This window comes from Microbacterium sp. C5A9, assembly GCF_022627955.1.
GTDB lineage: Bacteria > Actinomycetota > Actinomycetes > Actinomycetales > Microbacteriaceae > Microbacterium.
In genome coordinates, this window is the sequence record NZ_JABXGD010000006.1 from 21588 (window position 1) to 34787 (window position 13200).

Genomic DNA, 13200 nt, shown 5'->3' on the forward strand with positions numbered 1-13200 from the left:
GAGATAGGAGTCTACCGGCGCGCGGCCATCGCCCCGCGCCGGTCAGACCTCAGTTCGTGCCGGATCCGTTCCCGCCGGCGCCGTCGCCGCCCGGTGCGCCCGAGCCGTCGACTCCGCTCGCACTACCCATGCCGCCGCCGAATCCGCTGCCCCCGCGCTGCAGGGTGATGAGCTCGGTGTCGGTGCCGTCCTCGTGCTGGCGAGGGTCCTCGCCACCGCGGATCGCCTGGACCTTCGGCGAGCGCCGCGTGCGGATCTCGACGTAGCGGGCGATGCCCGAGAGGATCAGGCACATGATGATGTAGATGCCGCCGATCACGAACGCCGACTGCAGCACGGGGCGTCCCTGCTGCGAGGTGAGCTGCTTCGCGAAGTACAACAGCTCCGGGTACGTGATGATGAAGCCGAGAGCGGTGTCCTTGAGCGTCACGACGAGCTGGGCCACGATCACGGGGAGCATCGCCCTGATCGCCTGCGGCAGGAGGATGAGGCTCATCACTCCGCTCTTGCGGAGTCCGATCGCGTAGCCCGCTTCCTTCTGGCCACGGGGCAGCGATTCCACGCCGGCGCGCAGGACCTCGGCGAGGACCGATCCGTTGTACGCCATGAGCGCGAGGACCACGGCCCAGTACGGGTCCATCTTGACCCCGACCACCGGCAGACCGTAGTAGAGCAGCATCATCAGCACGAGCACCGGGACGGCACGGAAGACCTCGGTGATGACGGTCACCGGGACGCGCGCCCACGCATGGTCCGACAGGCGACCGATCGCGAGCACGAAGCCGACGATCAGGCTGAGCAGACCCGCGACCGCGAAGGCCGCGAGCGTGCGCCCGAGCGCCTCGAAGATCTGCGTCCACACCGCGCTGAAGGTGAAGACGTACCAGCGGGAGGCGTCGAACTGGCCGCTCTCGTAGAACCGGTAGCCGATGAATCCGAGCAGGAGGAGCACCACGACGACCGTCGCGACACCGAGGAGACGGTTGCGCAGGATCGCCTTGGGGCCGGGGACGTCGTACAGGACGGAAGTCATCGCGCGATCCTCCACTTGTTCTCGAGATAGCGCTGGAGCCAGCTGAGCAGCAGCACGAGGGCGACGAAGATGGCGGCCACCCACAGGAGGACCACGAGGGCGTTCTCGCCTCGCTCGCTGAGGTACGAGCGGATCGCCCCGAGCTCGAGCACCGAGAAGCCCGCCGCGACCGTCGTGTTCTTGAGCAGGGCGATGAAGACGCTCATCATCGGCGGGACGACCGAGCGGAAGGCCTGCGGCAGCACGACGAGGGTCATCACCTGCCCGAAGGGAAGGCCGATCGCCCGAGCCGCCTCGGCCTGGCCGACGGGCACCGTGTTGATTCCGGCCCGGAGCACCTCGGCGACGTACGTGGCGGTGTAGATGCCGATCGCGAGGATGCCGAGCACCGTGGTGCTCAGCTTCGGCAGCCCCAGCTGGGGGTAGCCGAAGATGAAGAAGAAGAAGACGAGGGTCAGAGGGGTGTTGCGGATCAGGTTGACGTAGACCGTGCCGACGCCGCGGGCGATCGGGATGGGCGAGACGCGCATGGCCCCGACGATGATCCCGATGACGAGCGCGAGCACCGCGCCGCCGGCGAAGATCATCAGGGTGTTGCCGAGCGCTCGTCCCCAGAGATCGGTGTTGCCGAAGATGACGTCCACGCCGCCCTCCCCTTCATGAGTGTGAGGAGGGGGCGGCTCGGATGGGCCGCCCCCTCGGGTAGATCAGTCGACTGCGGGCTGGCTGACTTCGATGCCGGACGAGCCGAGGTTCTTGTCGAAGATCGCCTGCCAGATGTCGCCGCCGTCGGTGAACAGCGTGTTGATGTGCTCCTGCAGAGCAGTGTCATCCTTCGCGAGGCCGACACCGTAGCGCTCCTCGGTGAAGGGCTCGCCGACGACCTTGAGGTTGTCGGGGTCCTGCGCCGCGTAGCCGATCAGGATCGCCTGGTCGGTGGTGACCGCCTGGACCTCACCCGAGAGCAGCGCCTCGACACAGGCCGAATAGAGGTCGAACTCCTTGGTGGGGACCTCCGGGTAGTTGGTCCGGATGTTCTGGATCGGGGTCGATCCCGTGGCCGAGCACACCGTGGTGTCGGGGCCGAGGTCGGCCTCGCTCTCGATGTCGCTGTCGGTGCCGACGAGCAGGCCCTGACCGGTGATGAAGTACGGACCGGCGAAGGCGATCTGCTCCTTGCGCTTGTCGGTGATCGAGTAGGTGCCGACGTAGTAGTCGATGTCGCCGTTCACGATCGCCTGCTCGCGGTTCGCCGAGGCGATCGCCTTGAACTCGATCTTGTCCTCGTCGTAGCCGAGCGAGGCCGCGATCCAGCGCGCGATGTCGACGTCGAAGCCGGTGCGCTCGTCCGTGGTGACGTCGAGGTAGCCGAGTCCGGGCTGGTCCTCCTTGACGCCGATGACGACCTTGTCACGGTCCTGGATGGTGTCGAACGTCGGGCTGCCCTCGAGCTGCACGTCGCTGGCGACCTCGAACCACGTCGAGTCCTCGCCGCCTTCGTCGCCGCCGGTGCCTCCGCCGGGGTTGGACGGGCTGCCGCTGTTGCAGGCGGTCAGGGCGAGCAGCGCTGCCGCCGCGATCCCGATTCCTGCCAGTGTCCGTGTGCGTCGCATGTGCGTCTCCTTCGTGTGCTGTGTGTGCAGGGTCTGTGTGGGTCCTGGTGCGCGGACCGGAGCCTCGGTCAGTGCGTGAGGAGCTTGGAGAGGAAGTCCTTGGCGCGGTCGCTCTTCGGGTTCGTGAAGAACTCCTCCGGCGTCGCTTCCTCGACGATGCGCCCGTCCGCCATGAAGACGACTCGGTTCGCCGCCTTGCGGGCGAAGCCCATCTCGTGCGTCACGACGATCATCGTCATGCCGTCGTGGGCGAGTTCGACCATGACGTCGAGGACCTCGTTGATCATCTCGGGGTCGAGCGCGCTGGTGGGCTCATCGAAGAGCATGACCTTCGGATGCATGGCGAGCGCGCGGGCGATCGCCACGCGCTGCTGCTGTCCACCGGAGAGCTGGGCGGGCAGCTTCGAGGCCTGCTGGGCGACGCCGACGCGCTCGAGGAGGGTCATCGCCTCCTTCTCGGCATCCGCCTTCTTCATGCCGCGCACCTTGATCGGGCCGAGCGTGATGTTCTCGAGGATGGTCAGGTGGGCGAAGAGGTTGAACGACTGGAAGACCATTCCGACGTCGGCGCGAAGGTGCGCGAGGCCCTTGCCCTCTGCGGGGAGCGCCTTGCCGTCGATGCTGATCGTGCCGCTCGTGATCGTCTCGAGCCTGTTGATCGTGCGACAGAGAGTCGACTTGCCCGAACCGGACGGGCCGATCACGACCACCACCTCGCCGGCGTTGACCGTCAGGTCGATATCCGTCAGCGCCTGGAAGTCGCCATAGTGCTTCTGCACGTTGTCCACCACGACGAGGGGTTCACCAGAGGTCATCATTGCTCCAAACTACCCAGGCGATCGGATCGCCTCCAGGCAGACTCTTCGAGATTTACACGTTCGTAATGGCGGGTACAAGAGGGTGGCGTCCGAGCGAGGGAGTGCCCCACGGTCCGCCCCCGCGAACCGTGGGGGCGTTGCTGTCGTCCCGCTCCTCCCCCGAGGGATACGAGGCGACAGGCCTCCGATCGGATGCGATCGCCGTGGGAGCCGAGCGGAGAGCCGAACGCGCGCCTGCATGAAGGGCACGAGCTCTGTGGCATCTGAATTCTCCGTCGAATCTTCTGCGATCGATCCCCACATTGTCAGAGCTCACCACCGGGGCGAGAGCTTCTTGAGGATTTCTTGAGGGCTCAGTCGCGCTGGGTCCGGTAGTACTCGACGGCTCCCGGATGCAGCGGCACGGGTCCGGTGAAGATCGCCTGTGTCCGGTCGAGCAGTGCGGCGGTCGGCACGTGCTGAGCGATGCGCGTCCGCGCGTCGAACAGGCCGGCCACCACATCGCGCACCACGCCAGGCGGGGTGCTCGCGGAGGTCACGAGGTAGTTCGGCACCGCCAGCGTGGTCGCGGACTCCTCCAGTCCGTACAGGCCGATCGGCAGGTCGGACGATCGATACGCGTCGGAATGGCGGCGGTTCACCTCGTCGACCCAGCTCTGCTCGATGGGCAGCAGCCGCACAGGCACCTCCTCCGAGAGCGCGGCGATGCCGGGAGTCGGGATTCCTCCGACCCAGAAGAACGCGTCGATCTCCGATCGCTCCAGGGCGTCGATCGACTCCGCGAGATCCAGCCGACGGTCGTGCAGCGAGGCGGCGTCGACGCCGGCGGCGTCGAGCACTCGACCGGCGATCACATTGACGCCCGAGTTCTCCGCACCGAGGGACACGCTGCGACCCGCGAGATCGGCGAGCTCGTGGATGTCGGATCCGCCGCGTACGACCACGTGCAGGTACTCGTCGTACAGGCGCGCGACGGCCTGGATCGGAAGCGGCTCGGCGAAGGCGCCCGCACCGGCGACGGCATCCGCCGCCGCATCTCCCTGGGCGAAGCCGACGAGCGCCTCACCCGAATCCACCCTCAGCAGGTTGTCGACCGATCCCGCCGTCTCCTCGGCGACGACCGAGACGCCGAGCGATGCGGACAGCTCTGCGGCGAGGCTCGTCCCGTACGCGAAGTAGACGCCGTCTGCGCCTCCGCCGGCGACCGCATGGTCGCCGTCCGTCCACTCCGCCGCGCGACTCGCGCAGGCGCTCATCGAGACGGCGAGCCCCACGGTGACGATCACCGCCAGCAGTCTTCCGACACGCGTCGCCCCTCGGCCTCGGATCCTGCCGCCGCTCGGTCTCGTGCCACCGCCCGGGCTCATGCCACCGCCCCGTCTCGTGCCGCCGCCCCGTCGGGCAGGATCAGCGAGACGCGCAGTCCCCCGCGTGCACGCGACTCGACGCGCAGCCCTCCGCCGATCACGTCGAGCAGATCCGTCGCGATCGCGAGGCCCAGCCCCGACCCCGGCTTGTCGGCGACCTCGTCACTGCGCCAGAACCTGCCCGTCGCCGCGGCCACCTCGTCGTCGGCGAGTCCGGGGCCCTGATCTCTCACGGTCACGAGGCACAGCGCATCGTCACGTGCCGCCTCGACCTCGATCGTCGAATCGGCGGGAGAGTACTTCACCGCGTTGTCGATCACCGCGTCCAGAGCGCTCTCCACGATCGTCCGGTCGGTCACGCTCATCACCGCGGCACTCCCCCTCATCGTAATCGTGATCCCCTGCTGCGCCGCCACCTCGCGCCAGGCCTCCACCCGCCGCGCGGCGAGCGTGGTGAGGTCGACGGCCGAGATGGTCGTGTCGGCGCGACCTCCGCGGGCGAGACCGAGCAGCGTCTCGAGGATGCGCGTCATGCGCCGCCCCTCTTCGCGGGTCTCCTCGACGTCGTGCTGCCACTCGCGGCCGAGTCCCGTCGCGAGATGCTCGACGCGCAGCAGCAGCGCGTTCAGCGGGTTGCGCAGCTCATGCGAGGCGTTGACCGCGAACTCCTGCTGGCGGGTCATGACGCGTTCGATCTCGTCGGCCATCCCGTTGAACACGCGCGTCATGCGGCGTAGCTCGGGCGGACCCGTGTCCTCCGCCACGCGCGTGTCCATCGCGCCGCGCTCGATCGCCACCATCGCCTCATCGAGACGCCGCACGGGTGCGAGCACCCACCGCGCGAGCCGGAAGACCAGCATGACGCCGACGACGACGGAGAACACGGCCACCGCCGAGAGGAGGACGATCTGCTGGATGATCTCCGTTCGCGGCGCGCCGACGTCGGCCGAGACCATGACGGCTCCGATCACGTCGCCGTCGTCGAAGACCGGTTCGACGACGGTCGACTGCGTCGCGCTCCAGGGCAGCACCGGTGCGGGCGGCTCGGCACGTCGCCCCGAGAGCGCAAGCCCGACGCGCGCGGCCTGATCGTCGGGCAGCACTCCCGCCTCGTCCCCGCCCGCGGCCCACACCGTGCCGGAGGGGTCGAACACGACCACGTCGATGTCGTACACCTCTCGGAAGCGCCGCACCTCGGCGTCGATGACGGTGGCGCTCCCCGACCGCAGTGCCTGACGCGCACTGGTGACGAAATAGCCGAGATCGCCCAGCTGCTGGGTGTAGAACGCCTGCTGGGTGCTGCGTGTGGCGCTCCACGCCGCAGCCCCGCCGAGCGACACCAGGATCGCCACGAGAGGCACGAGGAACACGACGATCAGGCGCCTGCGCACGACCGCATCACCCCGCCAGGCGATAGCCGACGCCGCGCACGGTCTCGATGACCCTGCGCTCGCCGGTCTTCTTGCGGATCGCGCCGACATGCACTTCGAGCGAGTGTCCGAATCCGCGCCAATCGGTGTTCCACACCTCGCGGATGAGGCGCTCCTTCGGCACGGCGACGCCCGGATACCGTGCGAGCACCGCCACGATGTCGAACTCCTTGCGAGTCAGCTCGATCGGCGAGCGATCGACCAGCACCTGACGGCCCACCAGGTCGATCTCGACGGCTCCCTCCTGCAGGAGCACGTTCGCCTCGGACTCCGGCCGCACCGGACGCGACCGCCGCGTGACCGCCTCGATGCGGGCGAGGAGCTCGTGCACGTCGTACGGCTTGACGACGAAGTCGTCCGCCCCGGCGCGAAGCCCCTTGATCCGCTCGGTCACCTGGTTGCGCGCGGTCACGATCACGATCGGCACATCGCTGCGGCCACGGATGCGACGACAGAGATCGATGCCGTCGACATCGGGAAGACCCAGATCGAGAAGAACCACCTCGGTGTCCGCGCCGATCATCTGCAGCGCGGCCGCCCCGTCGGAGGCACGCCCGGTGGCGTATCCGGAGCGGACGAGGAAAGCGTCGAGTGCGGCGGCGACACGCTCGTCGTCCTCCACGATCAGAATCCGCATCGACTCCGGTCCCCTTCTCCTGCTGGTGCAGGGGACAAACCTACCAGCGCAGGAGCACGGGTCCCGACGCCTCAGGCGGCGCGACTCACTGAGACGCGGCCGCGCGCTGGGCGAACGCGCTCTCGTACAGGCACACGCTCGCGGCCGTGGCGAGGTTCAGCGACTCCGCACGACCGAAGATCGGAAGCCGCAGCACCCGGTCAGCGAGCACGAGAGCCTCATCCTCGAGACCGCGGGCCTCGTTGCCGAACAGCCACCCGGTCGGTTCCGCGAGCACGCCTTCGGCGCGCGCCTGCAGCAGGTCATCGCCCTTCACATCGGCAGCGAGGATCCGGAGCCCGGCGGCGTGCGCCTTCTCGATCACGTCCGGCAGCTCGGCCCCGACGGACACGGGCAGGTGGAAGAGCGATCCTGTCGTCGCCCGCACGACCTTGGGGTTGTACGGGTCGACGGTGCGTCCGGTGAGGATCACCGCATCCGCTCCCGCCGCGTCCGCGGCACGGATGATCGTGCCGAGGTTGCCGGGGTCCCTGATCTCCTCGCAGATCGCCACCAGGCGCGGCGAGGCGGCGAAGATGTCGCGCACCGACGTCGGCGTCTGTCGGACCACGGCGACCAGCCCCTGTGGCGTCACCGTGTCGGCCATCGCGTTGAGCACGTATTCCGTGACGTACTCGACGTCGACATCGGCATCCGTCGCCTTCGCTCGGATGTCAGGATGCTTCTCCCAGCCGGTCGGCGTCGCGAAGAGCTCGACGATCGCCTCAGGACTGTAGGTCAGCGCCTCGCGCACGGCCTGCGGACCTTCGAGAAGATACAGGCCTGTCTCTGTTCGCGCGCTGCGCTTCGTCAGCTTGGCGACAGCACGGACTCGGGGGGAGCGGGGGTTCTCCAGCACGTTCACAGTCTAGGCACCCGAGCGGCCCCTCCCGCGCACACACCGGGAGAACGACAGAGGACGCTCTCCCGAAGGAGAGCGTCCTCTGTGTGAACAGCTGCTTACGCGGCCGACTTCGATGCGTTGACGTCAGAGGGCAGAGCCTTCTTGGCCGTCTCGACCAGAGTCGTGAACGTGGCTGCGTCGTTGACCGCGAGGTCAGCGAGCATACGACGGTCGACGGTCACGCCCGCGAGGCCGAGGCCCTGGATGAAGCGGTTGTACGTGATGCCGTTCTGGCGTGCAGCGGCGTTGATGCGCTGGATCCAGAGACGACGGAAGTCGCCCTTGCGCTTGCGACGGTCCCGGTACGAGTAGACCAGGGAGTGGATGACCTGCTCCTTGGCCTTGCGGTAGAGGCGCGAACGCTGACCGCGGTAGCCGGAGGCGCGCTCGAGGATGACGCGACGCTTCTTGTGGGCGTTTACCGCCCGCTTGACTCTTGCCATTTTCCTGTATTCCTATTCTGCGTTCGGGCGCTCAGCGACCGAGAAGCTTCTTCGCGACCTTGAAGTCGGCCTTCGACAGCACCTGGTCCTGGTTCAGACGACGGGTGCGACGGCTCGACTTGTGCTCGAGGTTGTGGCGCATGCCGGCCTGCTGCTTCTTCAGCTTGCCGCTGCCGGTGATCTTGAAGCGCTTCTTAGCACCCGAGTGGGTCTTCTGCTTCGGCATCTTCTCTTCCTTCGTATGGCGCCTTCTCAGGCGACGGTGTCAACCCGCGGTGCGGGAGTCTGTGGGGCGGGTGTTACTCCGCCGTGGCCTCTGCGGGAGCATCCGCGTCCGTCTTCGCGCTGCGAGCCGCCTGCTTGTTGGCCGCACGCACCGCGTTCTGCTCCTGCTTCGCCTCGGACTTGCTCTTCAGCGGAGCCACGATCATGACCATGTTGCGACCGTCGATCGTCGGGTTCGACTCGACCGTTCCGAGCTCCGCGACGTCCTCCGCGAACTTGCGGAGCAGACGGACACCCTGCTCGGGGCGCGACTGCTCGCGACCGCGGAACAGGATCATGGCCTTCACCTTGTCGCCGGCCTTGAGGAAGCCCTCGGCGCGCTTGAGCTTCGTCGTGTAGTCGTGCGCCTCGATCTTCAGACGGAAGCGGACCTCTTTGAGGATGGTGTTCGCCTGGTTGCGGCGAGCTTCCTTCTCCTTCTGGGCGGCTTCGTACTTGAACTTGCCGTAGTCCATGATCTTGACCACGGGCGGCTTCGAGTTGGGTGCGACCTCGACGAGGTCGAGGTCGGCTTCCTGCGCAAGGCGCAGCGCCGCCTCGATGCGGACGACGCCGATCTGCTCACCCGCGGGGCCGACGAGGCGGACCTCGGGGACGCGGATGCGCTCATTGGTGCGGGGATCGCTGATGCGGAACTCCTTAGACGATGGGATTCGGCCACCAGGATGCTGTCAGCACCCCGGGCGAAATCAGAATCGTCCCCACCCACCGGCATTCAGACGCCGGCTCTGCACCCTGCCTGCCGGATGCATCTGACGACGCGATCCGGTGGAGTGCAAGACCCGGTAGCCTGGAACGGCAAGCGCGGGTGGGAAGTGAATCCTCTTTCGTGCCGGAGCATGACGCTCCGGAGCCCGACACAGTCTAACAGAAGGCAAGGCGAAGTGACGAACCAGGCATCGGACGAGGCAGCACGCGAGCGCGAAGAGCGCTGGGCGCGGCAGGAGGAGGCGGCGTCCTCCGCCACTCGGGACATCGCGGACGTCCCCGCCGTCGAGGTGATCACGACAGCCGCCGTGCACCTGATGAGCGCTGCAGCCGTGAAGCTCGGCCTCGCGGACGACCCGAAGGCCGCCGAGCAGCTCGATCTCGACGAGGCGCGCAAGCTCATCAACGCGCTGGCGGGACTCATCACCGCCGGGGCACCCGAGATCAGCGACATGCACGCCCGCTCGCTGCGCGACGGTCTCCGTTCGCTGCAGCTCGCCTTCCGCGAGGCGTCCACGATCCCCGACCCGATCGGCAAGGGACCGGGCGAGAAGTGGACGGGGCCGGTCAACTAGCCTCTCGTCCGGACCCTCACGGGTCCGGACGCTGCGGTCCACGGGGACGGTCAGGCGGAGCGACGGAGCTTGACCGTGAGGGAGTCGGCGAGCACCGCGATGCGGTCGTCCGCCGCCCAGCGCTGAGCCAGACGAGCGAGAACGGCATCGAGAACCTCGCGCTCCAGACCGTCGACGAGCTCGAGGATCACGATCAGCTCTGGTCCACGCAGCCGCGCATCCGGGTCTCCCGCGGCCACGGAGACATCGATCACCGCGAGCTCGTGGGCCACGCTCTCCTGCAGAGCGGCGAAGACCTCGGGCGACAGGAAGCTCGGCTCCCAGGCGTGCCCCTGCGCGACCGCCCACACCGCGGGGCGACGGAACACGAACTCCGTGTCCGACGTCGGATCGAGCACGATCAGGTCGGTGTCCTCCGCCGACGCTGCGAGCGCGGCACGGAGCGCCTCCACCGGGATCGGGCGCGCGGTCGGATCCCAGCGCCGCATGGCCTCGACGGACGAGAACACCGGCTGCACACGACGTCCGTCGGGAGCGGCCACCGTCACGATGGAGAGCTCCTGGGTCTTGTCGACGGCGAGTCCGCTGGGCGCGACGCCCTCCTCGCCCTTCTCGGCGATGAGCGGAATCAGCACCCGTGCGGTGCGGAACGCGTCGACGACCTCGGCCTGGGCACCGTCTCCTGCACGGAAACGGAGGAGAGCATCGAGGAGCGCGGGATCCGCGGAGCCGTCGTCGGCCGCATGCGGGTTCGACTCGAAGCTGCGCCCCTCCCAGGGCACCCCCGCGGAATCGCCGTGGTTGCCCGAGGCGTGACCGTGCGCCCCCGATTGCCCCGGGCTCGCGGGCTCAGAGCTCATCGGCTCCGCGCCGTGGCCGCAGGCGTCGTCAGTCCCCTGCGACATCCAGGGCCTCAGCCAGCGTGAAGGCGCCGGCGTAGAGCGCCTTGCCGACGATCGCTCCCTCGACGCCGAGGGGGACGAGGTCGCGCAGGGCGGCGATGTCATCGAGGCTCGAGATGCCGCCGGAGGCGACCACGGGCTTCGGGGTGCGCGACGTCATCTCGCGCAGGAGTTCGAGGTTCGGACCCTTGAGGGTGCCGTCCTTCGTGACGTCGGTCACGACGTAGCGGCTGCACCCGGCATCCTCCAGACGATCGAGCACCTCCCAGAGGTCGCCGCCGTCCTTCGTCCACCCGCGAGCCGCGAGCGTCGTGCCGCGGACGTCGAGGCCGACAGCGATCGCCTCGCCGTAACGACCGATGACGTCGGCCGCCCACTCGGGGTTCTCCAGTGCGGCGGTGCCGAGGTTGATGCGCGTCGCGCCGCTCTCGAGTGCGGCCTCGAGCGTCGCGTCGTCGCGGATGCCGCCGGACAGCTCGATGTTCACGTTCTTGAACTGCTTGATGACCTTGCGGAGGATGGGCGCATTACTGCCACGGCCGAACGCCGCGTCGAGATCGACGAGGTGGATCCACTTCGCGCCCTGCGCGACCCACTCCCCTGCCGCGTCCAGCGGGTCGCCGTAGCTGGTCTCGGTACCCGCCTCCCCCTGGGTGAGCCGGACCGCCTTGCCACCGGCGACATCGACGGCGGGGAGCAGAGTGAGCGAGGGGGACTGCGCGAAGTCGTTCATGACGTCCTCAGGTGAGATGGGAGGGCCGATTCGTCGGCACGAGAGTCGACATTAGCCCGCGTATCCGTCCGCTCCAAAATGATGACCGCAGAGAACACCGGGTGCCACGCGGTAGCCTCGAAGACACACCTGTCCCGTCGGTGAGGAGATGTTCCATGGTGCGCGATGCGGATCCCCGAGGCGGTGGCCCCCTTCGACGGGGCAATCCTCTGCCTCCCGAGGCTCCGGAGACCGTCGTGCCCACGCCGCCGATTCCGGATGAGACAGCCCGCCCGTCGGTGATCGCGCCGCCTCCCGGCAACGCCACGGCGTCGCCCGCCCCCGCGACCCGGGCTGCCGCCTCGGCGGCCCGTGCCGTTCCCGCAGCCCCCGTCATCCCGCCGGTGCCGCCGCGGCCCCACCCGCAGCCGGTTCCCGACGAGGCAGCACGTCCCGCACCTGCGGCGCCGACCCCGCCGGCATCCTCGAACCCGCCGGTGCCGCAGACGATGCCCACACCGCCGAACCCGTCGGTTCCGCAGACGATGCCCACCGCCATCGCTCGGGTTCCGAGCCCCACCGCCGCACCGAACCCCGCCGCACCGAGCCCCACCACTGCACCGAACCCCACCAGTGCACAGGGTGCGTCGACTGCGGCGCAGCCGGCGGTCCACCCCGCCTCCGCCTCGGCGCCGTTCGCCGGTGCGCCCGCGAACCCGACTCCGGCACCGCCTGCATCGTCCCCCTCGTCGCGCCGACTGCAGCGCGAACAGGGCGTGGAGCGGCCGTCGTTCCTCCAGCAGGAGCGGCGCGAGGAACCCGCGCGTCGCGGCGGGCGTGGATTCCTGAACCGCGTGGGCTTCTCCCTCGGCCCGAACGCCCGAGAACGAGCCATCCGCGAAGACGAGCACGCGGTGAGCATGCACTGGCCGGGACCGCGCACGGTCGCCGTCGTCAACGGCAAGGGCGGTGCGGGGAAGACGCCCGCCACCGTGCTGCTCTCGGCGGTCTTCGCACAGTACGGCGGCGCGGGCGTTCTCGCGTGGGACAACAACCAGACCCGAGGCACGCTCGGCTGGCGCACCGAGACCGGCGCGCACGATCGGACTCTGCTCGAGCTGCTGCCGCAGACCCAGCGCCTGCTCGGCGCACAGGGGCAGTCCGCCGACCTCGCCCACTTCGTGCACCACCAGCCGCAGGAGAAGTACGACGTCCTCCGCTCGAAGCCCATCAGACTGGCTCACGAGAATCGTCTCAGCCCTGCCGACGTGGATTCGATCCACGCGGTCGCCGCCAAGTTCTACCGCCTGATCATCATCGACTCGGGCAACGACGAGTCCGACCCCATGTGGCTGCGCATGATCGACCTCGCCGACCAGATCGTCGTCGCCACCACGACGCGCGACGACCACGCCGAGGCCGGCGCACTGCTGCTGGAGGCGCTCGAAGACCGCGACGAGCGCTCAGCCAGGCTTGCGCAGGAGTCGGTGGTGGTCGTCAGCCAGGCGGACCCGAAGGCGTCGCCCGGCGACGTGGCCGACGTCATCGACGGGTACAGGTCGCTGGCGCGTGAAGTCGTGCCCATCCCGTTCGACCGCGAGATGGTCGACGGACACCTGCGTCTCCGCGCGCTCGCAGAGCCCACGCAGCAGGCATGGCTCTCGGCCGCGGCGGCAGTCGCCCGCGGCTTCTGACCCGCAGCGCGTGAGCGGGGTCGACGCCGCGGCGTCGACC

General features: G+C 68.7%; 15 protein-coding genes. 2 read left to right on the forward strand and 13 right to left on the reverse strand.

The annotated features are described in order from the left end of the window. Window positions 1-49: 49 nt before the first annotated feature. The 11 genes from HWD99_RS11960 to infC all read right to left on the reverse strand — a co-directional run bounded on the left by HWD99_RS11960 (window position 50) and on the right by infC (window position 9222). Entirely contained in the window at window positions 50-1033 is a 984-nt protein-coding gene (locus HWD99_RS11960) for an amino acid ABC transporter permease (RefSeq protein ID WP_241796455.1), read from the reverse strand. Next, complete coding sequence (locus HWD99_RS11965; RefSeq protein ID WP_194765414.1) at window positions 1030-1677, reverse strand: amino acid ABC transporter permease; 648 nt, start codon at window positions 1675-1677, stop codon at window positions 1030-1032. The genes HWD99_RS11960 and HWD99_RS11965 overlap by 4 nt, the downstream gene beginning before the upstream one ends. Before the next feature lie 63 nt (window positions 1678-1740). Next, complete coding sequence (locus tag HWD99_RS11970) at window positions 1741-2646, reverse strand: glutamate ABC transporter substrate-binding protein (RefSeq protein ID WP_241796456.1); 906 nt, start codon at window positions 2644-2646, stop codon at window positions 1741-1743. Between the two features lie 68 nt (window positions 2647-2714). Further along, on the reverse strand, window positions 2715-3461 hold the full coding sequence (locus HWD99_RS11975; protein ID WP_241796457.1) for an amino acid ABC transporter ATP-binding protein: 747 nt from the start codon (window positions 3459-3461) through the stop codon (window positions 2715-2717). Window positions 3462-3817: 356 nt separating this feature from the next. Further along, window positions 3818-4750 carry a TAXI family TRAP transporter solute-binding subunit gene (locus HWD99_RS11980; RefSeq protein WP_241796458.1) on the reverse strand — a complete coding sequence of 311 codons (933 nt, stop codon included), beginning with the start codon at window positions 4748-4750 and terminating at the stop codon, window positions 3818-3820. Window positions 4751-4827: 77 nt separating this feature from the next. After that, on the reverse strand, window positions 4828-6222 hold the full coding sequence (locus HWD99_RS11985) for a HAMP domain-containing sensor histidine kinase (RefSeq protein WP_241796459.1): 1395 nt from the start codon (window positions 6220-6222) through the stop codon (window positions 4828-4830). Window positions 6223-6229: 7 nt separating this feature from the next. After that, window positions 6230-6898 (reverse strand): response regulator transcription factor, encoded by a 669-nt coding sequence (locus HWD99_RS11990; RefSeq protein WP_241796460.1) that lies wholly within the window; start codon window positions 6896-6898, stop codon window positions 6230-6232. An 85-nt stretch (window positions 6899-6983) separates the two neighbouring features. Further along, on the reverse strand, window positions 6984-7796 hold the full coding sequence (locus tag HWD99_RS11995) for an RNA methyltransferase (RefSeq protein ID WP_241796461.1): 813 nt from the start codon (window positions 7794-7796) through the stop codon (window positions 6984-6986). A gap of 101 nt (window positions 7797-7897) precedes the next feature. Beyond that, window positions 7898-8284, reverse strand: coding sequence for a 50S ribosomal protein L20 (rplT, locus tag HWD99_RS12000; RefSeq protein ID WP_241796462.1), 387 nt, complete (start codon window positions 8282-8284; stop codon window positions 7898-7900). Window positions 8285-8315: 31 nt separating this feature from the next. Then, window positions 8316-8510, reverse strand: a complete 195-nt coding sequence (rpmI, locus tag HWD99_RS12005) for a 50S ribosomal protein L35 (protein ID WP_060927878.1) — start codon at window positions 8508-8510, stop codon at window positions 8316-8318. A 73-nt stretch (window positions 8511-8583) separates the two neighbouring features. After that, window positions 8584-9222: a translation initiation factor IF-3 gene (gene infC, locus HWD99_RS12010; RefSeq protein WP_308220731.1), complete on the reverse strand. Its 639-nt coding sequence runs from the start codon at window positions 9220-9222 to the stop codon at window positions 8584-8586. Between the two features lie 231 nt (window positions 9223-9453). Between infC and HWD99_RS12015 the strand changes: the two genes are divergently transcribed. Next, entirely contained in the window at window positions 9454-9852 is a 399-nt protein-coding gene (locus HWD99_RS12015; protein ID WP_241796463.1) for a DUF1844 domain-containing protein, read from the forward strand. 50 nt (window positions 9853-9902) lie between these two features. Here HWD99_RS12015 and HWD99_RS12020 read toward each other — a convergent pair whose 3' ends face one another. Beyond that, a complete protein-coding gene (locus tag HWD99_RS12020; protein ID WP_241796464.1) occupies window positions 9903-10712 on the reverse strand; it encodes an SseB family protein in 810 nt (269 codons plus the stop codon). A 28-nt stretch (window positions 10713-10740) separates the two neighbouring features. Further along, window positions 10741-11487 (reverse strand): bifunctional 1-(5-phosphoribosyl)-5-((5-phosphoribosylamino)methylideneamino)imidazole-4-carboxamide isomerase/phosphoribosylanthranilate isomerase PriA, encoded by a 747-nt coding sequence (gene priA, locus HWD99_RS12025; RefSeq protein WP_241796465.1) that lies wholly within the window; start codon window positions 11485-11487, stop codon window positions 10741-10743. A 155-nt stretch (window positions 11488-11642) separates the two neighbouring features. On the opposite strand from priA, the gene HWD99_RS12030 reads away from it, so the two are divergent. Beyond that, window positions 11643-13160, forward strand: a complete 1518-nt coding sequence (locus HWD99_RS12030) for an AAA family ATPase (protein WP_241796466.1) — start codon at window positions 11643-11645, stop codon at window positions 13158-13160. Window positions 13161-13200: the final 40 nt, after the last annotated feature.

Coding starts and splice junctions, on each gene's coding strand:
- rplT (WP_241796462.1), bottom strand. CDS start 8,284: ATGGCAAGAGTCAAGCGGGCGGTAAACGCCCACAAGAAGCGTCGCGTC.
- priA (WP_241796465.1), bottom strand. CDS start 11,487: ATGAACGACTTCGCGCAGTCCCCCTCGCTCACTCTGCTCCCCGCCGTC.
- HWD99_RS11970 (WP_241796456.1), bottom strand. CDS start 2,646: ATGCGACGCACACGGACACTGGCAGGAATCGGGATCGCGGCGGCAGCG.
- HWD99_RS11975 (WP_241796457.1), bottom strand. CDS start 3,461: ATGACCTCTGGTGAACCCCTCGTCGTGGTGGACAACGTGCAGAAGCAC.
- rpmI (WP_060927878.1), bottom strand. CDS start 8,510: ATGCCGAAGCAGAAGACCCACTCGGGTGCTAAGAAGCGCTTCAAGATC.
- HWD99_RS12020 (WP_241796464.1), bottom strand. CDS start 10,712: ATGAGCTCTGAGCCCGCGAGCCCGGGGCAATCGGGGGCGCACGGTCAC.
- HWD99_RS12030 (WP_241796466.1), top strand. CDS start 11,643: ATGGTGCGCGATGCGGATCCCCGAGGCGGTGGCCCCCTTCGACGGGGC.
- HWD99_RS11960 (WP_241796455.1), bottom strand. CDS start 1,033: ATGACTTCCGTCCTGTACGACGTCCCCGGCCCCAAGGCGATCCTGCGC.
- HWD99_RS11990 (WP_241796460.1), bottom strand. CDS start 6,898: ATGCGGATTCTGATCGTGGAGGACGACGAGCGTGTCGCCGCCGCACTC.